16 protein-coding genes and 9 pseudogenes are annotated in these 25,319 nt (G+C 67.2%); 13 read left to right on the forward strand and 12 right to left on the reverse strand.

The window, feature by feature from the left end:
* Positions 1–334 precede the first annotated feature (334 nt).
* Positions 335–1,177 carry an endo alpha-1,4 polygalactosaminidase gene (locus tag LNW72_RS33200; protein WP_250978744.1) on the forward strand — a complete coding sequence of 281 codons (843 nt, stop codon included), beginning with the start codon at positions 335–337 and terminating at the stop codon, positions 1,175–1,177.
* Between the two features lie 713 nt (positions 1,178–1,890).
* Positions 1,891–2,001, forward strand: a pseudogene (locus tag LNW72_RS42160) (LOG family protein); the annotation flags it as partial.
* Between the two features lie 2 nt (positions 2,002–2,003).
* On the opposite strand, the pseudogene LNW72_RS33205 reads toward LNW72_RS42160, so the two are convergent.
* The 4 genes and pseudogenes from LNW72_RS33205 to LNW72_RS33220 all read right to left on the reverse strand — a co-directional run.
* Positions 2,004–2,372: pseudogene (locus tag LNW72_RS33205) on the reverse strand (Hsp20/alpha crystallin family protein); the annotation flags it as partial.
* 171 nt (positions 2,373–2,543) lie between these two features.
* A complete protein-coding gene (locus LNW72_RS33210) occupies positions 2,544–3,881 on the reverse strand; it encodes an NAD(P)/FAD-dependent oxidoreductase (protein ID WP_250978745.1) in 1,338 nt (445 codons plus the stop codon).
* 766 nt (positions 3,882–4,647) lie between these two features.
* On the reverse strand, positions 4,648–6,078 hold the full coding sequence (locus LNW72_RS33215) for a HAMP domain-containing sensor histidine kinase (RefSeq protein ID WP_250978746.1): 1,431 nt from the start codon (positions 6,076–6,078) through the stop codon (positions 4,648–4,650).
* A complete protein-coding gene (locus tag LNW72_RS33220; RefSeq protein ID WP_250978747.1) occupies positions 6,071–6,745 on the reverse strand; it encodes a response regulator transcription factor in 675 nt (224 codons plus the stop codon). The genes LNW72_RS33215 and LNW72_RS33220 overlap by 8 nt, the downstream gene beginning before the upstream one ends.
* Positions 6,746–6,866: 121 nt before the next feature.
* On the opposite strand from LNW72_RS33220, the gene LNW72_RS33225 reads away from it, so the two are divergent.
* Both LNW72_RS33225 and LNW72_RS33230 read left to right on the forward strand, forming a co-directional pair.
* On the forward strand, positions 6,867–8,300 hold the full coding sequence (locus LNW72_RS33225) for a DUF2079 domain-containing protein (protein WP_250978748.1): 1,434 nt from the start codon (positions 6,867–6,869) through the stop codon (positions 8,298–8,300).
* A 436-nt stretch (positions 8,301–8,736) separates the two neighbouring features.
* A pseudogene (locus LNW72_RS33230) lies at positions 8,737–9,319 on the forward strand (IS5 family transposase).
* On the opposite strand, the gene LNW72_RS42165 reads toward LNW72_RS33230, so the two are convergent.
* Positions 9,225–9,524, reverse strand: coding sequence for a tyrosine-type recombinase/integrase (locus tag LNW72_RS42165; protein WP_374117433.1), 300 nt, complete (start codon positions 9,522–9,524; stop codon positions 9,225–9,227). The pseudogene LNW72_RS33230 and the gene LNW72_RS42165 overlap by 95 nt on opposite strands.
* A 586-nt stretch (positions 9,525–10,110) precedes the next feature.
* Between LNW72_RS42165 and LNW72_RS33240 the strand changes: the two genes are divergently transcribed.
* From LNW72_RS33240 to LNW72_RS42175, 3 genes and pseudogenes are all read left to right on the forward strand, one after another.
* The gene (locus LNW72_RS33240; RefSeq protein ID WP_250978750.1) at positions 10,111–10,467 is read left to right on the forward strand and encodes a hypothetical protein; all 357 of its coding nucleotides are present in this window, start codon (positions 10,111–10,113) and stop codon (positions 10,465–10,467) included.
* Positions 10,468–10,993: 526 nt separating this feature from the next.
* Positions 10,994–11,212 carry a hypothetical protein gene (locus LNW72_RS42170; protein ID WP_374117434.1) on the forward strand — a complete coding sequence of 73 codons (219 nt, stop codon included), beginning with the start codon at positions 10,994–10,996 and terminating at the stop codon, positions 11,210–11,212.
* 661 nt (positions 11,213–11,873) lie between these two features.
* Positions 11,874–12,343 (forward strand): annotated as a pseudogene (locus LNW72_RS42175) (hypothetical protein).
* A 63-nt stretch (positions 12,344–12,406) separates the two neighbouring features.
* Here the strand turns inward: LNW72_RS42175 and LNW72_RS33250 are convergent.
* Positions 12,407–12,737: pseudogene (locus LNW72_RS33250) on the reverse strand (hypothetical protein); the annotation flags it as partial.
* 277 nt (positions 12,738–13,014) lie between these two features.
* Between LNW72_RS33250 and LNW72_RS33255 the strand changes: the two are divergent.
* A complete protein-coding gene (locus LNW72_RS33255; protein ID WP_250978751.1) occupies positions 13,015–13,308 on the forward strand; it encodes a hypothetical protein in 294 nt (97 codons plus the stop codon).
* A gap of 201 nt (positions 13,309–13,509) precedes the next feature.
* Here LNW72_RS33255 and LNW72_RS33265 read toward each other — a convergent pair.
* Positions 13,510–13,968: pseudogene (locus tag LNW72_RS33265) on the reverse strand (GDP-mannose 4,6-dehydratase); the annotation flags it as partial.
* Between the two features lie 326 nt (positions 13,969–14,294).
* Between LNW72_RS33265 and LNW72_RS33270 the strand changes: the two are divergent.
* Complete coding sequence (locus LNW72_RS33270) at positions 14,295–14,477, forward strand: hypothetical protein (protein WP_250978752.1); 183 nt, start codon at positions 14,295–14,297, stop codon at positions 14,475–14,477.
* Positions 14,478–14,597: 120 nt separating this feature from the next.
* Here LNW72_RS33270 and LNW72_RS33275 read toward each other — a convergent pair whose 3' ends face one another.
* The 4 genes and pseudogenes from LNW72_RS33275 to LNW72_RS33290 form a co-directional block, all read right to left on the reverse strand.
* Positions 14,598–15,422 carry an SDR family oxidoreductase gene (locus LNW72_RS33275; RefSeq protein ID WP_250978753.1) on the reverse strand — a complete coding sequence of 275 codons (825 nt, stop codon included), beginning with the start codon at positions 15,420–15,422 and terminating at the stop codon, positions 14,598–14,600.
* Between the two features lie 276 nt (positions 15,423–15,698).
* A pseudogene (locus LNW72_RS33280) lies at positions 15,699–16,068 on the reverse strand (AAA family ATPase).
* A gap of 126 nt (positions 16,069–16,194) precedes the next feature.
* Positions 16,195–16,577: pseudogene (locus LNW72_RS33285) on the reverse strand (transposase); the annotation flags it as partial.
* Between the two features lie 469 nt (positions 16,578–17,046).
* Entirely contained in the window at positions 17,047–22,266 is a 5,220-nt protein-coding gene (locus LNW72_RS33290) for a hypothetical protein (protein ID WP_250978754.1), read from the reverse strand.
* Positions 22,267–22,649: 383 nt separating this feature from the next.
* Here LNW72_RS33290 and LNW72_RS33295 point away from each other — a divergent pair, with 383 nt between their 5' ends.
* From LNW72_RS33295 to LNW72_RS33305, 4 genes and pseudogenes are all read left to right on the forward strand, one after another.
* Entirely contained in the window at positions 22,650–22,859 is a 210-nt protein-coding gene (locus LNW72_RS33295; protein ID WP_250978755.1) for a hypothetical protein, read from the forward strand.
* A 162-nt stretch (positions 22,860–23,021) separates the two neighbouring features.
* A pseudogene (locus LNW72_RS33300) lies at positions 23,022–23,237 on the forward strand (transposase); the annotation flags it as partial.
* Positions 23,143–23,436 carry a transposase gene (locus tag LNW72_RS42180; RefSeq protein ID WP_374117368.1) on the forward strand — a complete coding sequence of 98 codons (294 nt, stop codon included), beginning with the start codon at positions 23,143–23,145 and terminating at the stop codon, positions 23,434–23,436. The pseudogene LNW72_RS33300 and the gene LNW72_RS42180, both read left to right, overlap by 95 nt.
* A 197-nt stretch (positions 23,437–23,633) precedes the next feature.
* Positions 23,634–24,092: a hypothetical protein gene (locus LNW72_RS33305; protein WP_250978756.1), complete on the forward strand. Its 459-nt coding sequence runs from the start codon at positions 23,634–23,636 to the stop codon at positions 24,090–24,092.
* Positions 24,093–24,827: 735 nt separating this feature from the next.
* On the opposite strand, the gene LNW72_RS33310 is transcribed toward LNW72_RS33305, so the two are convergent.
* Positions 24,828–25,058, reverse strand: coding sequence for a hypothetical protein (locus tag LNW72_RS33310; protein ID WP_250978757.1), 231 nt, complete (start codon positions 25,056–25,058; stop codon positions 24,828–24,830).
* Positions 25,059–25,319 lie beyond the last annotated feature (261 nt).

Below are 25,319 nucleotides of genomic sequence, written 5' to 3' on the forward strand. Positions count from 1 at the left end.
CGGACCCTCTCAGCAGGCTGCGATGCACTCCCGCCACTCCCGCCACACCCGCCACTCCCGAACGACTGGACGAGAAATGAACCTCACCATGCGAGCCGCCGTCTTCGGTTGACCCGGCCGGCCGGGCGGTCACTCGAACAGCGCTCCCTTCCCATCCCGGCCCCACCCCGGATCGGCCCCCCATTCGTGCCGTCGAGCGCCTGCTCACGGCGCCCGGAGCCCGGGGCGCGGGACAGAAGCCGGCCGTCGTCAACGGACGACGGCGTGCACCTGTGCCGCCGCACCGGACTCCGTTCACCCCCACCCACCGTCAAGCTCCCAATGGAGATCATTGATGCGTTCCCACCGTCGTTCCAGAACGACTGCGATCGTCGCCGGCCTCGCGGTGGCAACCGCCCTCGGCGCCACTGCCGTGAGCCTCGGCTCCACTCGGGCCCAGGCCACCCCGACCGTCGCGCTTCCCCCCGTGCACGCACCTTTCGACTACCAGATCGGCGGGGCGTACACCCCGCCCGCCGGTGTGAAGGTCGTCAGCCGCGATGTGAAGGACTCCCCGGCGAAGGGGCTGTACAACATCTGTTACGTCAACGCCTTCCAGACTCAGGAGAAGGGTGACGCCGACGGCCCGCAGGACTGGGCGCCCGACCTCTTGCTGTCCAATTCCAAGGGTCCGGTCATCGACCCGGACTGGAACGAGGCCATCCTCGACATCACCACCGATGCCAAGCGTCAGCGGATCGCCGACAAGATCAACGGATTCATCGACCAGTGCGCCTCGAAGGGCTTCAACGCCGTCGAGCTCGACAACTACGACACCTTCACCCGCGACGTGGTCGCCGGCAAGATCACGGCCGATCACGCCCAGTCGTACATCCGCCTGCTGTCGCAGCACGGCCATTCCAAGGGGCTCGCCATCGCCCAGAAGAACACCGTCGAACTGGCTGCCAACCACGTTGCCAACGGGCTCGACTTCGCCATCGCCGAAGAGTGCGGTGACCCGAAGTGGAAGGAGTGCGGCAAGTACATCTCCGCCTTCGGCAACAACGCCATCTTCATCGAGTACACGAGCGCCGGCCTGAAGAACGCCTGCGTCTACGGTGCCCAGGTGAGCGTGGTCCGACGGGACGTCGAGGTCGTTCCTGCGGGTAGCAGCGGGTACGTGCGCAAGACCTGCTGACCGGGGACTTCCGGCCGGTCGGGAGACGGGATGGGCCGTGCGGGCGCGTGAGCCGGAGACGGTCATGCTCCCGCACGGCCCGACCACCCGGCGCGGGGGTTCCGCTCCCATTGGTCGTCACGGCCCGGGGATTCGGCCGGCACCGGTCAGGGCCGACCGGTGATTCCGGCATCCGACTCCCGCGTGGAGGCCGTCGCCGTGCTGGCGGACGACCAGCGCCGCCGGAGGTACGGACGTTCGCCCCGGTCATGGACCCGACGATCGAAGTGGCGTCAGGGCCATGCTCGGCACTGCGCGACCGGTGGACCGCGCGGCCCGGCCTTGACCAGGCCCTGGCCGCCGTACCGGAGGGACCCCGGCGGTCCTGGTGGACAGACGTGCTGCGGGGGTTCCTGCGGAGCAGGGAACCGCGCCTGACGGACGAGGACCTCGCCCGTCCGACGGTGGCGGCCTGGAAGCGCTCGCCGCTCTCGCCGCCGCCACCGAAGTGGGGCAGGACCTGACCGCGCTGACCGCGGCCGTGGACGCGGAGATGGCCGAATTCGTCGCCCGCGCGGTCCAACCGGAGGAACTCCGGGCCAGTAAGGTCACCGCGCTGACGGCCCTGTGCGGCCCGCTACTGGCCCGGCAACCGGGGATCAGCGGAGCGACCTCAGGCGGATCCGACGAGCACACGCGATCCCGAACAAGGGCATTTCGAGGGCAGACCCGGATTCTTCGTCCGCCAGACGATGTTCGTCAGGTGCACCCTCGGATTCGGATTCGTCCTGCTGGCCGGCGGCTTCGGCACCCTGGATGAATTCCTGGAGGTGCCCAGTCTCGTCCACGCGATCGGGATGCGCAGGGTCAGGACACCGGCGTCGCAATCCGCCTGGATGCGCTCGGTGTCCAGGGTGTCGGCGAGCATCACCTGCCGGGAGAACACCCCCAGCGGTCGCTCGGCGAGCTCGACCTGGAGGGTGTCGTTCTTGGCGACCGGCCGGCGTTCCGCCTTGACGGTCAGCATGTTCCGCTCGACATCGATCTCGAGTGCCTCGGGGCTCACACCGGGCAGGTCGAAGGCGATGACGTATTCGTCGCCGTCGCGACAGGCGTCCATCGGCATGACGGACGGCTTCGACCAAGGCCCGGACGTCCCCGTCAGCTGCTGGACGATCCGGTCCATCTCACGGAACGGGTCAGTGCGCATCAACATCGCGAATGCTCGTCAGGAGCAGGCAGGGAGGGGTTGACCGTGCAGGAGGCCCTGCCTTCATGCGCGGGCCTCGCCACGATCACCCGAACCAGACTCCAGTCCGATCAACAAGCTCCTCGATCGGTACGACAACGGCTTCTCAGGCTCAGGCGGGGCTTGAGGTGGTGCAGGTCAGGAGTACATGTGCCGCAAGGCCCTCATCGCGCTGTCGACGACCTCACCATCGGATGCCTTGGCGAGCCGGTGAGCCTGGTCACCACCGTTGAAGCCGAGAAGCACCGGCTTGCCGAAGGCCCTGTATCCGTTGACCCACCAGGACCACAGGCTGGGGTTCCCGGGATCGGACCATTCGATGACGTCGACGTCCTTGTCCCAGAAGGGCTCGGGAAATTCGAGCCACAGTTTGTCGAGAAGACCGGCCCCCAGCGCTTTGACGGCCTCCTGTTTCGCGTCGGGCAGGGCCGGCTCGAAGCCGATGGCTGCCGCCTTGAGTACGCCGATCGGAACGGTGATCACCGCGCGATCGGCCCGCACGGTGCTGCCGTCCCGCAAGGTCACCGTCACCCCGTCCGCGCCGTACTGGATGCGGGCGACGACCTGCCGCACGCGCACCGGGATGTCGCCGCGGAGGTGCGCGAGCATCCGGTCGTAGCCCCGCGGGAGCAGAAGATCGGGACCCTTCAGGTCCCGGCCCCCGAGGGTGGCCTCCACCGAGAGTTGGCTGGGCTCTGCGGCGTACTCCAGGGGGTAGTTGATGTTCAGTGCGGTACGCAGTGCCGCGGAGGGATCACGCGGCATCACGGAGGCGACGGTAGCCTCGTTCGGATCGTCGACATCGCCCAGCTTCTTTTCATATGCGGCGAGTTCACGCATCGCCTGCTCGTCCTCGCCGGTGGAGTTGTCGTAGTCGAAGGCGTAGCTCGGATCGCCGGTCTCCTTGAGGATCGCGGTCATGGCGTTGCCCGAGGAACCGTGGATCCAGGAGGCTCCCATTTCCGCCGGCACTCCGGCGATGTGCTGGGTCCAGATGCGCCCGCCGATTCGGTCCCGTCCCTCGAGAACCGTCACCTGGTAGTCCTGGTCGACGAGGGCGCGAGCACAGCCGATTCCGGCGAAACCGGACCCGATGATCACGATGTGCTCGCCTTCCTCGGCAGCGCTGATGACCTGCGCGGCTGCGCGTCGTCCGCTTTCCAGGGCGCCGTGGGCTGTGGATGGCGCCTCGGAGGAGGTCGCCTCGCCGGCGAAGTACAGGCGGTCGGCAACGGGCGCGGCAAGCATGGCGCGTGCTCTTGCGCCCAGGCTGCTGGGCGCGAGGTAGGAGTAGGAGCAGAGGGCGAAGGGGTCGATGGACCACGACGTCCGCAGGTATGCCAACGGTTCCGGGACCGTGGGGTTGCCGCCTCTGGGCGGGGTGCTTGACGTGCAGGAAGCCATCGTCCCGGTCGCGGCCATGGCGAGAGCCGAACCGAGCAGCCTGCGGCGCCCGATGTCGTTCGTTGACCTCATGCGAAGGAATCCTGTCCAGGTGAGCAGCAAGGGACGATCGCCTGCAAGATGCGAGCATGACAGTCGTGGTTACGCAATTGCGGTCACTTCCTGTGGCCGCGTTGAATTCTTCGGGAAGCGTTTGTAGCGGTCTCTAAAAGCTCGCTACATTTCTCTTCTTCATTCGGAAATGAAAGTTGCCGGGATCGCACCGATGGTCTTGCAGTCAGCGAAAGGACGGGCTGGCAGCAATCTCACGAACTACGCTCTCACGCAGGAGACACAAGTGCCAGCCTCCATCTCGGCCATGAGTAGAGACTACTCAGAGTCTGCCGTGAGACCCCGCTGATGAAAGGATCTCAAATCCCAGGATGGCGGGTCCGGTGTCGCCGATCAGTCGGCTCCGCGTGGCCGAGCGCCGCGACTGCCCGGTGGACGCCGTGCAGGTCCTTGCCCCAACTGTCCGCCCATCGCTACCAGACGAAGCAGCGCTCCTGAATACCCAGGTGAGCGCTCGTCGCCGGCTGTCAATGCCCACCAGCGACCGCCCACTGCGAAGATCACTCCACACACCCTGGCCATGGCTTACAACGACGCCGGACCAGTCACCGGGCCGGGCGCCAGCCGCGGTCACCCGAACAGGACCCCAGTTCGCCCGACAAACCCAAGATCGGAACGACAACAGCTTGCTACGGTTCCACGGACCCGCTCAGCTCTCACTGATAGCCCTTGATACCGGGGATATAGCGCGAAGATTGTTCGGGCTGGCGGCGGATCGATGGGGTGTTCATAGTGTTTGCAGTGGAACTTCGAAGATGAAGTGAGCACCGGCGGCCTGTGGGGTGTCGCGGTGGGTCAGGGTACCGCTGTGGCGGTGCGCGATTTCGCGGGCGATCGGCAGGCCCAGCCCCGTCCCGCCCGTACTCCGGTCGCGAGAGGAGTCGAGTCGGGCAAAGCGCTCGAAGACCTTCTCGCGGTCCTCTACGGATACGCCCGTGCCGTCGTCCCGGACTTCGACCGTGGCGGTGGCCGCGTCGGCGGTGACGGTGATGGTGATGCGGCGGTGGGAGTGATGCACCGCGTTGTCGAGGAGGTTGAGCAGGAGCCGTTCCAACTGCCGGGGATCGCCTCGGACGGTGGCGTCGTCGGTGGTGCGGCAGTCTATCCGCAGGGAGGGGGGAGCGTGTCGGCGGGCCCGGGCTGCCGCAGTGTGGGCCAGCAGTCCCAGTTCGACAGGGGCGGTGGGTAGCGCAGTGGAGTGATCGAGGTTGGCCAGCAGGAGCAGGTCTTCGATGAGTTGCTGGAGGCGTTCGGCGTCGCCGAGGGTGTCGCGGATGACGTGGGGCCAGTCGGTGTGATCCGGGTAGTGGAGCGCTACTTCGAGGTCGGCGCGGAGCGCGGCAAGGGGGGTGCGCAGCTCGTGGGAGGCGTCGGCGGTGAAGCGGAGTTGTTGTTCGACGGCTTGTTCCAGCCGGTCGAGAGTGTCATTGGTGGTGGCGGCCAGACGCGCGATCTCGTCCCGGCGAGGCGGGACGGGGAGGCGTTCGCTCAGGTTGTGGGCGGTGATGGTGCGCAGGCGCTGCTGGATCTGCCCCACCGGGCGCAGGGCTCGGGCGGTGGTGCTCCACACGATGAGGGCGACCAGGAGGATGGCGGCGGGGATTCCGATGGAGAGGGTGTCGTCGACGGATGCGACGGCCTGTTCGGCGTCCCATGGGGTGACCAGGATGTGCAGGGTCAGCCGCGTGGGGTGCGCGATGCCGTTGTCGTCGAGCAGGCCAGGCCCTTGGAAGACGGTGGTCAAGACGGTGACGTTGTGGTGCGCGAGGCGGCTGGTGCCGGGCCGGGCGTGGTCGGAGGCAGCGTCCAGGTGCATGGTCTCCTCGGAGACGGCCATGGTGTTTCGTGTGGAGGTGAGTGGTCCGAGCGGGGCCGGCACGAAGGGGGTCAGGTCGGGGTTGCCTTCGACGAATCGGCCCTCGGGGTCGACCAGGACCCACATGTCAGTGCCGTTGAAGAAGAGTGGGGTCCCGTCGCCCCCGTGGACGTAGCGGGGTTCGATGACGTTCAGGGTGGCTCGGGCCTGGTGGAGGGCGTCGGTCATCTTCGAGGCATACAGTTCGTGGCGGATCCACCAGGCCCCGGCGCTGAAGGCCAGGGCGGCGGCCAGAGCGGCGGCCAGGGCGGCACGCAGACGGATCGACAGGCGACTAGGCATGATCGGCCAGTCGGTAACCGGCGCCGCGCACGGTATGGATGGTACTGCGGCCGAAGGGCACGTCGATTTTGCGGCGCAGCGCCCGGATGTGGACGTCGATGATGTTGCTCGCAGCTTGTTGGTTGGCGTCCCATGCCTGTTCCAGCAGGTCGCTGCGAGTGACCACTTCGCCGGATCGCAGACCCAGGTAAGCCAGGACGGCGAACTCCTTGGCGGTGAGTTCGATCTCCCTCTCGCCGCGGCGGCACCGGCGGGTGGCGGGGTCGATGTGGAGGTCACCGATCTGCAGGGCGCGCTGGCGTACCGGGCCTCCCCTGCGGAGCAGCGCCCGCAGCCGGGCCAGCAGGACGACGTAGGAGAACGGTTTGGTCAGGTAGTCGTCGGCGCCGGTGTCCAGCGCCTCGGCTTCGTCCCACTCACCGTTCTTGGCGGTGAGCATCAGGATCGGCGTGCGGATGCCCTCACGCCGCAGCAGCTCACAGACCCGGTATCCGTTCAGACCGGGAAGCATGATGTCGAGGATGATGACCTGGTAGGGATGCTGCAGGGCCATCCGCAGCCCGTGGCGCCCGTCGTGGCACACATCGACCGCGTAGCCCTCTGCCTCCAGGCCGCGCCGGATCACAGAAGCCAGCCGCCTCTCATCGTCGACCACCAGTACCCGCATGTCACTCATCCTCTCGGTCGCCCGAATCACCACATGAAGATCGCTTCATCCTGCTTCATCGCCGCTTCATCGCCGCCGGCTGACAGTGGGCGCTCCTAGCCGCGTCCCACAGGAGATCCCGGTGCCCCTCGCCTCAGCCCGTCCGCGCCCACTCCGTACCACGCCTGCGGCCCGGTCCCCGGCCGGAACCACCGGCGGCCGCAGCCCACGCCGACGCTGCCCGTACCTGCTCGCGGCTGCGTTCTTCACGGCCTACGCGGCGCTGTCCGTCACCCAACACCTTCGGTTGCGCTCGACCGGTTACGACCTGGGCATCTTCGAACAGGCCGTGCGCGCCTACTCCGAACTGCGTGCTCCCGTCGCGGAACTGAAGGGCTCCGGCTACAACCTGTTGGGGGACCACTTCCACCCGATCCTGGCGACCGTCGCCCCGCTCTACCGGATCTTCCCGACCCCCGTGACGCTGCTGGTCGTCCAGGCCGCTCTGCTCGCGGCCTCAGTCGTCCCTGTCACCCGTCTCGCGATCCGCAGCACCACGCCGCGGCTCGGTACTGCGGTCGGTGCCGCCTACGGTCTGTCCTGGGGTCTGCAGCAGGCCGTTGGCTTTGACTTCCACGAGATCGCTTTCGCCGTCCCGCTGTTGGCTTTCTGCCTCGAGCACCTTGCCCGGCGACAGTGGCGTGCGGCCGCCGTCTGGTCGCTGCCGCTGGTGCTGGTCAAGGAGGACCTGCCGCTGACCGTCGCTGCGATCGGCCTGTACATCGTGCTGCACGGGCGCCGCAGGCTGGGGGCCGCCGTGCTGGCCTACGGCCTTCTGGCCGGCCTGCTGATCGTGCTGGTCGTCATCCCCGCCTTCAATCCCCACGGCCACTACGACTATCTCCACAGCGCCATCCCGACGGGCTCCAGCCCTCTGGTTCGGCTGTTCCTGCCCACGGAGAAGCTCGGAACCCTCCTCGCTCTGCTCGTGCCGACCGCGTTCATGGCCCTGCGCTCGCCGCTGGTGCTGCTCGCGCTTCCGACCCTGGCGTGGCGGTTCTGGTCGACCAACCCGGCGTACTGGGGGCACGACTACCACTACAGCGCTGTTCTCATGCCCATCTTGTTCCTGGCCTTCGCCGATGCGCTGGGCAGACTACGCGGGCCAGGCATGTGCCGATCGAGACTGGTCACCGGAGCGGTCGCGGCGAGCCTGACGGTCAGCCTGGTGACACTTCCCGCACTGCCGCTTCGGGACCTGGCCGGCCCAGCATGGCAGCCCAGCCCCTGGGCCGAAGCGGCCCGGCAGGTGATGGCCGCCGTTCCCGACGGCGCCGATATCGCGGTAGTCAACTCCCTCGCTCCGCAGCTCACCGCACGGACCCAGGTCTATCAGTTTCCTCAGGCCTTGGACAGCGACCGCAGACCCGAGTGGCTTCTGGTCAGCGATCCCGCACACGGCGGCATGCCCGTCTTCGACTGGGAGCTGCCCCGCCTCGCAGACATCCCCACGTTGGGCTACCGTCTGGTCGCTGAGCGCTCCGGAATCCAGCTCTACCGGCTCGTTCACGACTGACCCGTCGAACCCGGTCCGACATCGAACAGAGTGGTGATTACTCCTGTCGGCGTCCCGATGACGCGGTTTCATGGCTCCCCAACGGCAGGGGAGTTCCACTGTTCGGCTGCCGCGTGTGCCGGAGAAGCCCGGCGCTGCACACCGACATGCCACCAACGCACAGATTGTTGCTCAGTAGCCGTTGTCGTACCGAGCAGTTCGCCTGCCGGTCGAACGAGGGTTCCCGGCCGGGTGACCTTCCGGTGATCCGGGCATGAAGGCGGGGTCTCCTGCACAGCTCGTGGGCGCGAAGCCATCCGAGCCGCAGGGAGACCCGATGGCCGCAGTTTTACGCGCCTGCGTCCCGTGAGTCCAACTCACCTTCCCGGTCGTGTGATTGTCTCGCGCACCGGTTCGGGAACGCGGGTGACCATCCGGACAGCTGGCGGACCGGCAGATGATCGACGCGATCCGATACCTGGTCGCGGGCGGTATCGCATGGCGGGCGATGCCGGCCGACTTTCCCGCCTGGGACCGGGTCTACGCCTTCTTCCGGCGCTGGCGCATGGGCGGGCTGATAGGCGAGTTCCACGACCGGCTGTGCGGGAAAGTCAGCGCGCGCGAGGGCCGCGACGCGGAGCCGACCGCGGCGGTCGTCGACTCGCAGTCGGTGAAGGGCGCCGCGTCAGTGCCGGCCGCCTCACGCGGCTTCGACGGCGCCAAGAAGATCAACGGGCGCAAGCGGCACGTCATCGTGGACACACTCGGACTGCTGCTGATGGTGCTGGTCACCCCGGCCGACTGCACCGACCGCGACGCGGCCCGCGGCATGCTGGACCGGCTCCGAGCCCGCTACCAGAAGATCACTGGTGTGGGCCGACGGCGGCTACACCGGCCGTCTGGTCGACTGGGTTGGGGAGAAACTCCAGGTCACCCTGGAGATCGTCAAACGCAGCGACGACCAGGCCGGGTTCGTGGTGCTGCCCAGACGGTGGGTGGTGGAGAGGACCCTGAGCTGCTGGGGGTCTTGGGTGCAGTGATGACGAGGCGGTTGTTGTCGACCGCGGAGAGCGTGTAGCGGACATAGAGGACGCGTTCGTTGAGGTGTATGTCGTCCCAGCGCAGGGCGAGGGCTTCGCCTTTGCGCAGGCCGGAGCCGATCAGGACTTCGATGAGGTCCGCGAAGGCGGGATCCGCGGTGTGGCAGTGGTGCAGGAAGTGGACGGCGTCCGTGACGGTCCAGATGTGACGTTCGGCTGCGGCCGGGCGAGGGTGACGGTGGGGCGGGCCGGGTCAAGGTCCTCTACCTGTTCATCCGTGACCGGCAACCCAACCGGCCCAATGCCACCGGCAGAACCCGCAACTGGAAGGAAGCCATCAACACCCCTGCCGGCAACTACGGCGACCGCGTCACCGACCACCAGTAACAGCAGCCAACACCGGTCTGAGACCGCGTTTGAGATCTGGCTGCCCGGACTTTGCCGATTCTGTTGCTGCGCTCACGGTCGGCAGGTGGCACGGAGGGTCACAAGTCAGCTGAAGCCACGCGGGGGGTGCTTCTCCCGTCGCCCGCCCTTCGGCCCTGCCCGCGGGGGCGGCAGCAACGGCTGCACCAAAGACCACTGACCACCCGTCAGATCTGACGGATGCTCGCCCCCGGAACCACTCGCACAAGCCCCAACGGCCTCACCAGCCCAAGGACACGGTAGATCTCAAACGCGGTCCTACACAAAGAAAAGACACTCCCCTCCATCGTTGCCTTTCGCATGCCGGTGCGTTTCTATCGAATCAGGCCGGAGGCCGGAAGACGCGAACCCTGGGAGCGAACGGCGTGAGCGCTGAGACGTGGGAGCAGAAGTGGGCCGAGGACAAGCGGCGGGTCGCGGCCGAGGAGGATGCGGTGATGGCGGCCTCGGGCCTGACCTTCACCGACGAGCGACTGACCGCCAGTACGGCGGCGGGGTCGTTCGTCGGCACCTACGCGCAGGCGCAGGAGAACGGCATGAAGGTGGGGGAGATCAGCGAGGTCATGCCGGGTCGACGGTTCCTGGTCCTGTCTGTGGTCTTCCATTACTACGATCGGTTCGACGGCCTGCCCACGGGTGTTTCCTCGGATGAACGGGCAGAATGGAACTTCACGGTGAGGTTGGCGGAAATCGCGCAGGACGTCGAGTCGCCGGCCGAATGATTCCGCTGGCCGGCCCGAGGCCAGGCGAGGCCGAGAGTCGGGCCAGGTCGATCTCGTCGGGGGACAGGTCCGGTCGGGACCGCAGCGGGTGGCACATGTGCCGCCGGCCTTGGTGAGCGTAGGCGTTGCCGGCTCCGATCTCGACCACCCAGGTTCGATTCGACCTCCTGCCTCCCCGGGCAACCCGGACGCTCTGTCACTACACCCCGCTGAGCACCGCCGACGCCGGCGGCGCTCCGGCGCGGTACGACCGGCTCGTGCGGCGGGGCCCGCGTTACTGGAGATCGGGCGGCTGTGGGGGATCGCAAGCGAACTGCGGCCTGTCCTGGAACAGACGGCCCGTGCCGCGGCCACCACCACCTGGCCGCTGGTTCACGAGCGCCATCAGATCACGGTCCTGCACCGTTGACTTGCTTGCCACACGGTGCAGTTCACGCCGTGTGATCGGGCGATCCTGGCGGCGTTGCCGCACCGGCTGCCGTCGCAAGCGCTGCGCCGGGTGCAGCTGCTGGTACGGCCGGAGACGGTGCTGCGTTGGCACCGCGGTCTGGTCGCCCGCCGCCACGCTGCCGCCTCCCGGCCCAAGCGATCGGGAAGACCGCGGACCGTGCACTCCATCCGCGCCCTGGTTCTACGCCTTGCACGGGAGAATCCCAGTTGGGGCTATCGCCGCATCCACGGTGAGCTCCTCGTTATGGGAATCCAGGTGGCCGCGTCCACGGTCTGGGAGATGCGTTCGCGGTGATTGAGCACGCCGGTCGGAGGATCCGTATCCTCCGCGCCACCGCACCGGCGACCGCACCCTGGGTGACCCAGACCGCGAAGAACCACGTCATGGACCTCGAAGACGCCAGCTGCCGGATGCGGTTCCTGATCCGGGACCGCGACGGAAAGTTCCCCACCCTGTTCCACACCATCCTTGTCGACGCGGGGATCGAGGTGGTGCTCAGCGGCGTGCGGATGCCGAGAGGGCATCGCCAACGCCCGCCCACTACACCCGTTGCCGGTTCCGATTGCCGGTCCGCGGCAGATCACCCGACTCGACATGAGACGACGCGAACGACTCGGAGGCATCCTCCATGAGTACCAACATGCAGCGTGACCTCACCGGATGAGATCTTCGGCAGGCGCGGGGCTGGGCCTGGTCGTAGCCTGCCGCTATGACTGAGGCCCCGATGTGAGTGCCGCTCACGGTCGCCCGCCGAGGGGCGTCGCCACCCGCGCCCGGAATTCAGTGGACCCGTACTCCCGTGGGCGGTTAGCGTGCTCCCGCCCGCAGTCGCCTCTGGCAAGGACGAGCCGTTGTACACCAAGTGAGACACCCCGAGCGCTGAACCGTCGCGCGTCGCACCTGTGCGCCGTGCTCCTTTTCGCTGCGGTCTCCTCACTGAAACCGGTGTATCTCCATGTCCAGAACCTGGGTGGTAGTTCCCACCTGCCTGCCGATCGTTCTCCGCCGTTGCCACAGGTGCCCCTCCGGGCGCTTCCGGACGCACGGCACATTCCGCGTCAACGCCAACCACAAGCTCCTCGACGCCTGGCTCCCCGGCCTGGCGGCCGATCCGTTCCAGGACCCGGTCCTACGGCGCCGCGACCTGGGTGTCTCGGGTCGAAGCGACCGGCCGGCCTGGCAGTCGCCGTACGGTCCACCGTCGCACCGGGCGCACCGCGGCCGGTGGGCCCCCGTGCCAGGAGTGGCCAATCCGCGGTCCTCCTTGCCGCGCGAATACTTGTGCGGCCGGTGCGACTGATCGCCGAGGATTTCGGCTGTGCGCGAGCCGAGACCGGCAGGCTGCTCACCGAGGGGGACGTCGTGTCGACGGTCCGCCTGAGCGGCAAGCTCCCGGGCGACTTCACCTTCACGCTCAAGCGCTGAGTCCTTCCAACCCGGTGCCTGTCCGGCGGAATCCGATCCGCTGGACAGGCCCTGAGGGGAGTCCTCCTCCTGGTAGGAGTGCCGCTGTTCCTTCCACGGGTCCGCGATGTCGTGGAACCCGCGCGCCTCCCAGAACCCCCGCCGGTCCTGGGTCGTGTACTCGGTCGCGGGCAGCCGCTTGGGTCCCTTGTAGCCGTACAGGTGCGGTACGACCAGGCGCCGTCGAGGCGGCGGCGCCGAAGCCCTACAGGGTCCATCGCTCGGGCCGGGACTTCGGCACCGGCCCGTAGTGCGACACCGGCCGGCCCTTTGCCAGCTTCTGGCCAGGAGGAAGTCGTCCCGATCCATGATGCCGCCCTGTTCTCCCGCTTGCCGACGCGGTGACGGCGAGCACCTCTCCGCGAGCAGAGGTCTGCCGGCATCCGCTGCTTACCCACGTCGGAGACGCGGAGTCCGACAGGTTCATAGGTATCGCCAGGCGTGGCCCCCTTTTGGGCGTGGGAACTGGTGGGGCAACCACGCGGAAGGCGAGTACCGCCCTTGTTCGCACCCCACCGCCACGACAAGATCCGATCTGCACCGAGGCTCCACAGATCCTCGAAGTCGGGGACGGATCCTCGACGTCGTGGCTCCTCGGACGAGGAACCACCCTCCCCAGAAGGGCCTCATCCATGACCGTCCTCAAGCGCGCACTCGGAACCACCCTTGCCGCCGGCGCCCTCCTGCTGACCGTCGGCGCCCTGCCGGCCGGCGCCCAGACGGCCGTCACCAGCCAGGTCTTCGTCGGCACCGCTTACAGCGGCAGCCCCTTCGCCTCGAACCTCGCCGCCTACAACAGCGCCCGCGTCCAGGCCACTGCAGCGGGCTACACCACCGCCCAGTGCTTGCTGACCCTTGCTCCGGTCGCCTTCCGGATCAGCCCGACCCTCTGGAAGTCCACCGCGGCACTCACCTGCAACGCCTGACGAACGACGCCCGTCTTCCAGCAGGGCTCTCGCCACGCGTCGAGGTTCAGGTGCTTGAGCATCGAGGTGAGGCGGAGCCGGCGGACGGTCGGGCAGAACTGAGCCGTCGGCACGGCGTACTCGGCGTACTCGGCGTACTCGGCGTGGAAGACCGCCATGCCCGCGGTGGTCGGTCTCCATGAGCTTGCCGATCAGCTGCACCAGGTCGCCGAGCGTGATGGTGCGCTCCCCTGCGGCCACCTGCCCGATCACCGTCGGGATCACCGCTCGCATGGACTGCCGCGGTCCGAAGGTGTTGAACGGCCGCAGTGTCACCACCGGGGTGCCGAAGCTCGCGAAGTAGCTGTCCGCCAGCCGGTCGCCGCCCGCCTTCGAAGCGGCGTACGGGGACTGGGTGTTGATCGGGTGGTCCTCGGAGATCGGTACGGTCTGCGCGGTGCCGTACGTCTCGCTGGTGGAGGTGTGCACCAGCCGCGGGATCTCCAGGTGGGGGACGGCCTCCAGCACGTTCAGGGTGCCGGTGACGTTGGTGTCCACATAGGAGTGCGGTGCCCGGTACGAGTACGGGATCGCGATCAGCGCGGCCAGGTGGTAGACGGCCTCGGCGCCCTCCACCAGCTCCCGGACGGAGCCCGGGTCGCGGACGTCGCCCAGGAGGAGATGAGGGGGATGTCGGCCGCTACTTCGTGCACACCGCCGACACGCTGCACGGGCCTCGCCGATTCTGGGTCGTCGGCCGCGATACCGGCCGGCCTACCGCGCCATCGCTTCCGGCATCGCCCGGCAGTGGATTGAACAGGCCGAAGCCTGACGCCCAGGGCCGGCCGGACTTCGACGGCCAGGGCGCCGGCATAGCTGAGGTTCGGTCACCGGAGCCGTCTGGCGTTCGCTCCACCTCGTCGGTGCCCAGCGGTCTGGGCCCCGTCATCTCGGCCCGCACCCCCTACACCGACAACGCTGGAGGACCACATGGACACCGAGATGCGGTGCCGCAACACCAGGACAGCATCACCCGCTCGGGCAACACCTCCGGCCTCGCGGACCTGGCCGAAAGGAAGATCTTCGTTGCGCTCACCAATGACCAGGCCAAGGACTCCCCGGAGTTCGACCAGTACGTCGGCGACTGTCATGAGCAGGTCGCCGACCACTTCCAGAGCCACCGCTCTTGATCACTCCGTGCCCTCCAGGAAGGGGGCCGACCCGATGGACTCCGATCGGCCCCCACTTCGCGTACGGGCCTGTCTCCGCGTACGGCTGCCCGCGCCGTGCGCAGGGTCTCCCGCCTCGGTTCAGCCCTGCGCCCGCTCTGCCACGGGCTGCCACTTCTCCCACACCGCGAGACGCTGCTCGTAGTCGGCCTTGGCGATACCCAGCGGCGCCGAACCGAAGAAGCAGCGCAGCGGCGGCTCGTCGGCGTCGACGATCTCCAGCACGGCCGCGGCGGACGCGGTCGGATCGCCCGGCGTGCCGACGCGCCTGCGGCGCTGCTCCTGCACCTCCTTGTGGAAGTCGGCGTACGCGGGCAACGGCTCGGACGTGCTTGACGAGGAACCCGCCCAGTCGGTGGCGAACCCGCCGGGCTCGATCAGCGTGACCTTGATGCCGAACGGCGCCACTTCCTGGGCCAGCGCCTGACTCATGCCTTCGAGCGCCCACTTCGACGCGTGGTAGATCCCGACCAGCGGGAAGGCGCTGATGCCTCCGATGGAGGAGACCTGGAGAATGTGGCCGCTGCCCTGCTCACGCAGGAACGGTAGCGCCGCCTGCGTGATCCACAGGGCGCCGAACAGGTTGGTCTCCAGTTGCGCGCGCGCCTCGGGCTCGGTGAGTTCCTCGACCATGCCGAAGTGGCCGTATCCGGCGTTGTTGACCACCACGTCGAGGCGCCCGAACCGCTCGTGCGCCTGCCGCACGGCGGCGAAGTCGGCGTCACGGTCCGTCACGTCGAGGCGCAGGGGCAGCAGCCGTTCTCCGTACTTCTCGCGAAGGTCACTCAGCGTGGAGAGGTCGCGCGCGGTCGCGGCCACCGAATCGCCGCGTTCGAGGGCGGCAACGGCCCACTCCCTGCCGAAGCCGCGTGAGGCACCGGTGATGAACCAGATCTTCTGCGTCATGGTGTTCTCCTCAAAGGGTGTTTCGTCTCGTTGTTTCATCCTGGATTGCCGGGTTGGATATAGTTGATGCGCCGCGCCATGTTGGGGTGGATTCGCCGGTGGGCCGGTGGGCCGGTGGGTCATGAGGTTGATCATCGCGAGGTGGATCATGGCTTCGGAGCGGTGTGGGCGAGCTTCGTAGTCGCGGGTCGGTCGGCGGTGTTGCATGAGCCGGCCCAGGGTTCTCTCGACCGTCCACCGGCGCGGCATGTGCCGTAGGTGAGCAGCCACGAGTGGTCACCGACCGCTGGATGACCGTCGCACCGCGGTCTGTGCGTCGGCTGCCGCGAGCACGGTGTCAGCCAGTTCTGTGGCGGACTGTCCGCCACCCGCGTCGATGCGATCCAGGCCCAGCCTGTCGATGGCATCGATCATGAGTGTCTGGTAGCGCTCAGTGCGGGCCAGGAACATGCCCATCAGGACCTGTTCCTCGTCTGTGGCTGCTTCATAGCAGCCCTCCGCATGAACGCGAGCGCGTAAATGCGGGGCCACAGTCGATCGTAGTGGCCGGGAACGGACGTGATCAGTTCGTCAACCCGAGCTTCTCCGCGACCACTTGGGCAACGGTCGACTTCCCAACGTTCGACGTCCCGCCGATCAAGACCACCCGCACATCACGCGCGCCAACGACCCTACTCATCTTTCCGGGACGATGCCTGCAGTCGGCGGAGGCAAATGATGCAGCATGCCAGTTGTAGGAGCCCGTGGTGGAGGTCGGCGCGGTGTTCATAGCGGGCCGCCCGCGGTCGACGGGCGAAGGCCCGACGTGATCCCCCCTTTGAGCGCCCGGACAGGGGAGCCGTCGACTGCGCAGTCGTCCATGTCCAGCGCGTCTGCAGCGCGCAGTTCAGTCAGCAGGGCATGGTGCAGGGCCGGCCGGACTCCGGCCTCGGTCCAGTCCCGCAGTCGGCGTCAGCTGGTACTGCCGGAACGGCCCACCACCTGGACGGGAACGTCACGCCAGGCCACGCCCTTGCGCAGCGCGTAGATGATGCCTGCCACGGCCATCCGATCAGGCACGGGAAGGTGGCCGGGGTACCGGTGCCGGCGTTCCTGTCGCGGCGGCAGCAACGGAGCTATGCGGTCTCTGGGACAAGATCGGCGGACACCCGCCAGACCTTGCCTGCGAAGATTGCCAACAACCAGACGCCACACCGATCTCCTTCTGAAACGATCAGTTGCTCCTCCGGCAGCGATGGCCGTGAAGTTCGAACCGCGGTGACATCACTGCTGTGAGGCCGGCTCGCTCGGTAAGGCTCCACCAACCGCACGGTAGCGTGATGCCGGGGATGGACCCCGGATCAAGGTGTACGGCTCAGCGACCGAAATCACCATTGCAGCCAACGCTGCCGGACTGCTGCGGGACCTTGCGGAGCGGCTCATTGGCCTCGCTGAGCCCGAGCTCCGAGGTGGTTATCACTTGTCCAGCGGGCGCTACCGAGGGCGCGGTCGGCTTCGGAGCCGCTCAGCACCAGCAAGCCTGCACCGCGTTTAGCCGACCCGGGCGCGCTGGGTCCTGGTGGCTCCTCCGGGCGGCAGACGGTCCCGCGTCGACGAGCAACTGCTCGTCGACGCGGGACCGGTCTCACTTCGGCTTCACGGTGATGGTGAACTCGGCTGCCTTCCCCTGAGGCGGTGCGAAGCCGTCGTGGCAGGCGACGAGGAACTTCACGGGGGGCGTGACGACGTCCGAGCTTGTCGGCGTTCCGCTGACCGTCCCCGTGGTTTCGTCCTTGTCCGTCAGCCAGGCCGGCATCTCTTGGTAGAAGGCGAATTTCTTGGAGTCGTTGATGAAGCTCTGCCCGCCTGTTCCCTTGAACGTCCACGTGTACGGGACACCGACGGTTGCGTCCGGGGGATTCGTCGGGTCGATGGACGGCAGGTTGTACCGCTCGACGATCGCCGGCACGCTGATCAGCAGATCCGACCCTGCGACGCTCAAACCGTCGAGCACCGCGACGACTCCGATGATGTATTTCGTGGCCGGGGCGTCCCTGGAGATCGCTCGGGCGATGGTGCGGAAGACCTGGAGGACGTCAGGGGCGTTGCCGAGCACCGTACTCGCTATGGCGCACTGAGTGAGCCCCTTGCTGTCCGGTGGATACTTGATGACGCCGGCCAGGCCGCAGCCCATGGAGACGCCGCCCAGAATCAAGTGGCCGGCCGACCCCTCGATCATGTGGTGGACGTCGTCGATGACTCGTCCGGCGTTCTTCAGCAGGGTGGAGCGCCCACCCAGTGATTTGATGAGGTGGCCGATGGCCGTGAGGCCGACGTCGCAGCCGAATCTGCCGACCTGCATCCCCCAGGCGACGGTGACCTCGGTCTGCTCCCACTTGCTGCCGAGGACGGGTGGACAGGTGACCGTCAGGGAGAGGAACTTCCCGAAGCAGGCCATGCCGTTGACCACGCGCCGCAGCAAGTTGTTCCCGATGGAGGGGTTGAGGGCGACCAAGTCGGTGCCGAGGGTGGCGAACCCGTCGAAGACGGCGGCGAACACGCCGATGACTTCCTGCACCGTGAGCAGGCTGTCGTTGAGCGCCCAGTCCGGGGGCGGGTCTTCCTCGCCGCGGGCACTGGGGACGTGGCGCGGGTCCCAGACAGGCAGCGGGATGTTCTTGGGGAAGCCCTTGTCCCTCGGGAAGGGTTCCTGGTCGACTCCGTGAATGAGCTTGTGGATCACCGTCATGAAGAATGCTGCGACCAGGAGGATGAGCCGGCCCAGGGTCAGGGTCTCTGGGGGCTCACCCGGCCGTGCCTGCTGGTGAATCCACTCGTAGAGGGCTTCGAGCAGGCCGAAAGGAGTGGTGAGGGGCTTGTTGAACAGGTCCCAGAAGGACGCGGCGGCCGAAGCCGCGGCCTCGAATGCCTTGTCGGCGACCGCGCTGATCGTGTCGAGCACGGCGTCGATGAGCGTGCGGAGCATGTCGATGATGCTCTCGAAGGCGGATCGGTCGGCGCCGGCTCCGGAGTCGACCGTGCAGAAATTTTCCACCTGGCCGTACAGGTCCTCGAGTTTTCCGAACAGGGCCTGTGGGCCCGAGGCGCCGAAGGTGGCGAACATCTCGGTGAACTTGACGGCCAGCTCGTCTTCGATGCCGGTCGCCGACAGGTCCTGGAATTGGATCCGATAGGCTTCGGTTCCGGAAAGGGCCTTGTTCTGCATCCAGTTCGCCTGAGGTGTATTGAGCTCCCCGGTGTTCACCTGAGTCCCGGTGGAACCCACCGCCGCGGGGACCTTGTTTCCGAAATCCCCCATGCGAGTGCCGCCGTACTCACGCACCAGTTCGTCGAGGGCGTCGTTGATCTTCTTGCGTGCCCCGATCAGCCAACCGTCCATTTGCCCCTGGGCGTAGGTGATGGTCGAGGAGAAGAGCGGGATGAAGTAGTGGACCGCCTCCTCCAGCGCCACTTTGGTGTTCCAGATGGCACCGAGGGCGAAAAGGGACTTCAGCCAGTCGATGACGCGCATGATGGCGTCGGCGATCATCTGGAAGACCGCTTCGACGGCCTGGATGGCCTGTTCGATGGCCTCGATGACCATCTCGCCGAGGGAGACGATGGCGTCGCCCACCCAGATGGCGATCTCTGTGATCGTGGTGACGATGACTTCGGCGACCTTGGCGGCCCCGGTCTTGATGCCCTCCCAGACGTCGGAGGCCCAGCTGGTGAAGTCGTCCCACCAGCCGCCGTATGCGGGGTGGGCGTTGCGGTAGGACCGGTAGGCGTCGAGTTCGTCTCGCGTGCGGAAGGCCTGGTAGGCGGGCCGGTCGGGGTCCCACAACTGGATGACGTACCCGATGATGGGCTGGGGTTCGTCGAAGCCGTCGAGCAGAGCGGGCTGGAGCTGTTTGTTGCCCGCCGCCTGCCCGTACATGTTGGTGCAGTGGTCGACCACGATCTGGGGGGTCAGACCGCGTTCTTTGAGAGCCGTCCAGTCCGCGAGCGGCGGTGGGTCCTCCTGTACTCCCGGCATGTTCGACGGGACCTTCGCGTGTTCGAGCAGGTCGGGGGTGAACGTGCCGTTCTGCGAGGGCAGGGTGGCGTTGCCGGCCAGGAAGTCGTTGGCCTGGGCGGCGAAATCGATTGCCGTGCCGGATTGCAGGCCGTCGGCGTTGAGGTGGACCACCGGCGGGTTCAGGCCGCGTGCGGCAATGGACAGGGCGAGCTTGCCCATGGGGCTGGTGGCCACCGCGATGGGGCGTCCAGGTCCGACCTGGTAGGAGATCTCCGCGATCTGGACCTCGACCAGGGAGTCGGCGGACACGGACACGGGGTGGCCGGGCATTGGCTGGCCCAGCTTCGACAGCAAGGTGACGTCGGCGACGTAGTGCGAGACGACGTCGGGAGGAGGCGCCAGTTCACCGGGCTTCTTGACCGGCTCGGGCAGGCGGACCTTGTCCATCTGCCACTGTGAGGTGGTGACGTCCTGGGTGCACACGCAGTACGCCTCGGCCGGAGGCGTGCCGCTCATCTTGATCAGCTCGGACGGTTTGTAGTCCGGGTACGGGTCCAGCTGGTAGTCCACCACGCCGGCGTGCACGCCCACGGTGACCGTGCTCGAAGGCGCGGGCGGTGCTTGGTAGACCGGGGCGATGTTGTCCGCGCCGCGCTGGCCCATCACTGAGACCTTGCCGGCGCCGGGCCGGTAGGCGACGAGGTAGGACAGGCCGCCGGTGCCGTTGTAGTCCAGGCCGGTCACCAGGTCGCTCAGGGAGGCGAAGTCGTACCCGCCCAGCCCCTTTCCCTGGATGCTGGGCCGGTACGTGGTGGTATCGCCCTCCCGGCGCAGCACCCACGCCTGCCGGGAGGAGTGGCCCGGGATGTCGCCGGGCCGGTACGTCAGGATGTGGTTGTTGCAGCCGGTGCCGGAGTAGTCGAAGGGGACAAGCCGGTCCTCGGGTTCCATCAGGTCCCAGCCGCCGATTCCGCCGGTGTCGTGGTGGAGCACCGCGTCGAATCCGCCCTGCTTGTCCGGTGTGAGGATGTAGACCATGCCCGTGCCGGGGCGGTAGGCCAGCAGGTGGGTGCTGCTGCCCTTGCTGTCGTAGTCGAGGCCCGCTATCTCGTCCGCCGGATTGTTCAGGCGGAACCCGCCCAGGCCCGTCGACGACCTGGCCACCGGGGTGAACGAGCCGTCGCCCTGTGGTGCCAGTACCCATGCCGTTCCCGTGCCCGGCCGGTAAGCCAGCAGGTGGTCGTTCTTCTTGTTGCCGAGGTAGTCGAAAGGCAGCAACCGGTCCCGCCGGTCCGCCAGGGTGTACGTTCCGCCACCGCCGCCGATGCCGCCTGCGGCGGCGCCGGCCACCGAGACGAAGCCGTCCTGCCCGTCCCGCTTCTTGAAGATCGAGAACTTGCCCGCTCCCGGGCGGTAGGCCAGCAGGTGGTCCGCGCTCCCCGACCCCGTGTAGTCGTAGGCGACGACGCGGTCGTCGGGGGAACTGAAATCGTAGCCGGGCAGTCCGTACTCGTTGCTGAACGCTCTGTCGAACCCGCCGACCTCCGCCGTCCGCTTCACCACCCACACGGTCTGATCGCTGTAGTAGTGGGTCGGGCCGGGCCGGTAGGCGAACAGGTGGTCGGAATACCCGGACCTGGCGTAGTCGAATGCCACGATCCGGTCGTTCGGACGGGCCAGGTCGTAGCCGCCGATTCCCGGCGGGGCCGATGCCACGCGGGCCTGGGTCCACTTCGGTTGCAGCGTCTGCGCCCGGTCCGGACCGACCTGCCGACTGACGGTCTCCCAGCCTGCCTGGTGCAGCACCTTCAAGGTTGCGTCTTCGTCGAGCCCGAACACGTGCATTTTGCCGTCGGCGTCCTGCCAGAGCCTCGTCTTCGCCGCGAAGTCCACATCGTTGACCTGACCCGTGACGAGGTGTCCGCCCGGCGACATGCGGTATCCCCAGACCAGGGAGCCGTGCGTGTCGACGTAGAGGAACCCGATGTCCCCTTGCGGGTTGTCGCGGTTCAGATAAGGCTGGTGATAGGCGCCGCAGAACTGCGCACACGCCGTGGTGACCTGGAGGGGATCGCCCACAGGCTGACCGATGCGCTCCTCCCAGCGGAGCAGTTTCTGACCGTCCTGGGAGTAGTAGACGTATGTACCGGGCTGCTTGCCCGACGAGAAATAGGGCAAGTACCCGCCACCCACGAGCGGGTGTCCTTGCACGAGAAAGGCAGTGGGTTCGGGATACCAGCCGCCGCCCGATCCGTCACTGCTCTTCAATTGTGGTGTGAGCACCAGATTGGTGGGTCCGCTCTCGGCTTCGACGCTCGTCCCCAGGATCAGCGCACCGCCATCGGGTGCATAGGACACCGTCATCGCCTGGGCCGCAAGTCCCACCTTGTTGAACGAGGTCATTCCCTGCCACACGCAGCGTGCCGTACCGTCCGCCTCGCGCTCGCCCAGGGCCAGAGTCAACCCGAACACCAGGTTCGAGGTGTCCTTGGGGCTGCAGATCGCCCACACGTCCCCGGAGGGGTGCACGGCCACGACGACCTCGGCAACCGGCGGCGCCTGCGTCACCGGCTCCTGCACCCACCCGGTGGAGGAGGTGTCCGTCCGCTCCAGGTACGTCAACTGCCCCTGCCTGTTGACCACCAGCGCTTCCTCCCGCCCGCTCTTGAACGGGTTCGCGAAGAGCGCCTCCTGGTTGCGGCCGTCACCCACGGACACGCCCACCGCGGGCACCGCGTCCTGCATCAGCTGTGTCGACACCGAGAACGAGCCGGGACCCTGCACATTCGCACCGGCCACAGGCTCGTCACCCGACCGCGGCTTGCGCAGGAACGTGTCAATACTCATGGTGCACCCCTCGGATGAGGAATTGTCGATCTCCTCCGCACAACCATCGCGAACGGGCCCCGACGAGAAGTCATTGGGGCATCGGACATTCGATGGTGTGCGCCGAGGAATCATTTCAGTCGAAGCGGGGCGCTGACAGCGCCGAGAGGCCGCAGGAAATGTCCTGACAAGCCGCCTGGGGGACTCCGTGGATTCCTGAGACCTGCACGCGGCCCACGCATAGTAATAAGTGGGACGGGAGGTTCGGAGCGGAAGTCAGCACACCGGACTCCAAATTGGTGACGGAGCCCCCAAAGGAACCTCAAGTATCCGGTATACCACCTTCACCCACTCCAAGCTACTGAAGCGAAGTAGATCGCGAAAAATCAAAATATGGCCGGTACTTGACGGACCGCCACCACCGGCTGGTCCACGCGATGGGGGCCGCCGACGGGGCCTCGTGGAGAGCCGGCGGACTCCCGCGACAGGTACGGGTCGGCCGGGGTGCGCACCGGGGCTCCATGCTCCAGGGCAGCCCGTCCAAGGCCCGCGGTGAAGCCGGCCATGCCGACTGGCCGCACCAGTGGGAGCGGTACACCGCCAGCATGCGCTGAGCGCGCTCGACAGCGGCGCCCACTGTCGACGCCGCACAGGCCGGGCCCGGACTTGGAGGGCATCTGATCTAGGTAGTGGGTGTTTTGGGAGGTTCTTGTGACGGCTCGCGATGGTGCGTCGTTGCACAGTGGGTGAGCGCTCGTCGTCCGTATCGCAGTGATGTGTCCGATGCCCGGTGGGCGTTGATCGAACCGGTGTTCACCGCCTGGAGAGCGGCGCGGACCGGGCCCGGTGTGGCGGCGCGGGTACATGACCTGCGGGAGATCGTGAACGCGGTGCTGTATGTCAACCGCACCGGGATCCGATGGGAGTACCTTCCGCACGACTTCCCGCCGTACAAGAGCCTCTACGACTACTACGCGAAGTGGGAGGCGGACGGCACCACCCGAAAAGAAGATCAAAGGACGCAAGCGCCACCTGATCACTGACACCCTCAGCCTGGCCCTGGCCGTCATCGTCACCGCCGCTTCGGTGCACGACTCGACCGGCGGCAAGCGATTGCTAGATGAGCTGGCCACGACGGATCCCAGCGTGAGCAAGGTCCGGGCCGACGGCGGCTACCGAATCCGGCTTTGACCGGAGTTCTGTGAACGATTGCCTCGCTGGCCGTGACCCGGTAGGTGGGATCCGGCTCCGACAGGGCATATGGGGCAGAGTGTGGGACGACGGCAGACGGGATGGCAGCCAGGAATGTCGTGGCGAAGGCGCCGGCCCCAGCAGCTCCGCCGCCCTTTGGGTAGATCGTGGCGGCTACGGACCTTACCCTCCGATTCATGAGCTACGACATCTACTTTGTGACCCGGCGCGAGGGGCGTTCCTGGGAGGAGACTCTGCAGGAGTTGGAGGTAGAGGAGGAGCCGGAGGGCGAGTGTCGCCTCACGGCTGAGATGATCGCCACTTGGGAGCGCATCGTCCCTCAGGCTCAGAGCGCGTTGGGGGAGATCGAGCTCTTTGAGACAGAGGAAGTCCGGGAGCTGAACCACGATGGCGGCATACAGCTGTCGGTCTTCGGCGAAGAAGTCAGCATCACCGTCCCCTACTGGCACTCCGGCGATCAGGCAGCCAGTGTGTTCAGCAAGATCCTCGCGCTCGCAGCAGTAGTCGAGCGAGAGACCGGGCGGACCGCCTACGACCCGCAGGTGGAACAACCCCTGTTTGGGCAGCATCCGCAGCATTCCATTGCCCTGATGTCGACGGTCACCGACGACTTGCGCAGCCGCTACGGGAACTGACCGAATGTCGCATCCACCCGGCGGTACCCATCACAGGGGACTGCGCCCCCCTCGTGCCCGATCCGTCGGAGACTCTGGTGGAAGCGGCCACCGAGGGGTAACTCAACGACCGCCAGTTCGACCTTCTGGAAGAAGACTGGCTGGAGAAGGCCCTGGCCTACGCGGCTGCACCGCTGCGCGGCGCCCGCGGCTCACTCGCCCGTAAACGACGCCGCCGTGGGGATCCCCTGCCCGCTCAGCCCCTCCACCGCCTGGCCGACTACCTCGAACAGCACGGCCGCATACACCGCACCACCCTGCGTATCCCGAGCGCCCTGTGGAACGCCCTTGCCGACCACGCCGCCCCCGCGGACTGCCTTGCCCTCGCTCAACGGGCCGATAGAGTCCATCGCCTCGTGGAAGTCGCCCTTCGCCTTTACCCGGCGGCCTGGGAGCCCTGAGGCAGCCTGGAACGCGGCTGGCATGCTGGCCACAGACGGTCAGGTCGACGAAGCGCTGCTCTGGTATGAGCGGACAGATGGCCAAGACCACAGCATCGCCCTTTTCTGCGGAGCAGAGCTTTTGGCAGATTCAGGGCGATTGGAAGAGTCCCTGCATTGGTACGGGCGTGCTGCCGCGGACAGCGATCCTGACGCTCTCACGGTGGCTGTCGGTCGGCTGTCGGACGAGGGCCGGCTGGAGGAAGCTCTGGCCTGGTTCGAGCGCACCGCTGCAAATGGTGACGCCCAGGCATGGTCAACGGCAGTTGGCCAACTCATAAGGAGAGGTCGGCTCGCAGAAGCTCGTGCCTGGCACCTTCGCGCCGCTGACGCTGGTCACGTCGGAGCCGTACTGAGCCTTGGGCTGTTTGCCCAGAGCGAGGGCGACACCGAAAGTGCTCGCGCCTGGTATGTGCAGGCCGCTCGGGGAGGCAGTGCCGGGGCCATGCTCAACCTCGGCCTGCTCGCGCGCCAGCAGGGCGACCACGAGACGGCCAGCCACCTGGTTCGCCCGGGCGCCGGGCACTGGCGACCCCGACGCCAAGTTCACCCTCGGGGTGCTTACCCAGCGCGACGGCGACATTGAAAGCGCACGGGCCTGGTACACCCGCGCGGCCAACGCGGGGCACGCCAAAGCCGCTGAGGCCTTGGAAGGGCTAGGGCCGATCTCAAATCAAGCTGGGTGTAGCTCCTTTGAAAGCACCGCCTCACCAGCGCGGACCTGCGGCACAAGTGATGGGCGGTCCTT

Origin of the sequence: Streptomyces sp. RKAG293 (genome assembly GCF_023701745.1) — a bacterium.
Taxonomy (GTDB): Bacteria; Actinomycetota; Actinomycetes; order Streptomycetales; family Streptomycetaceae; genus Actinacidiphila.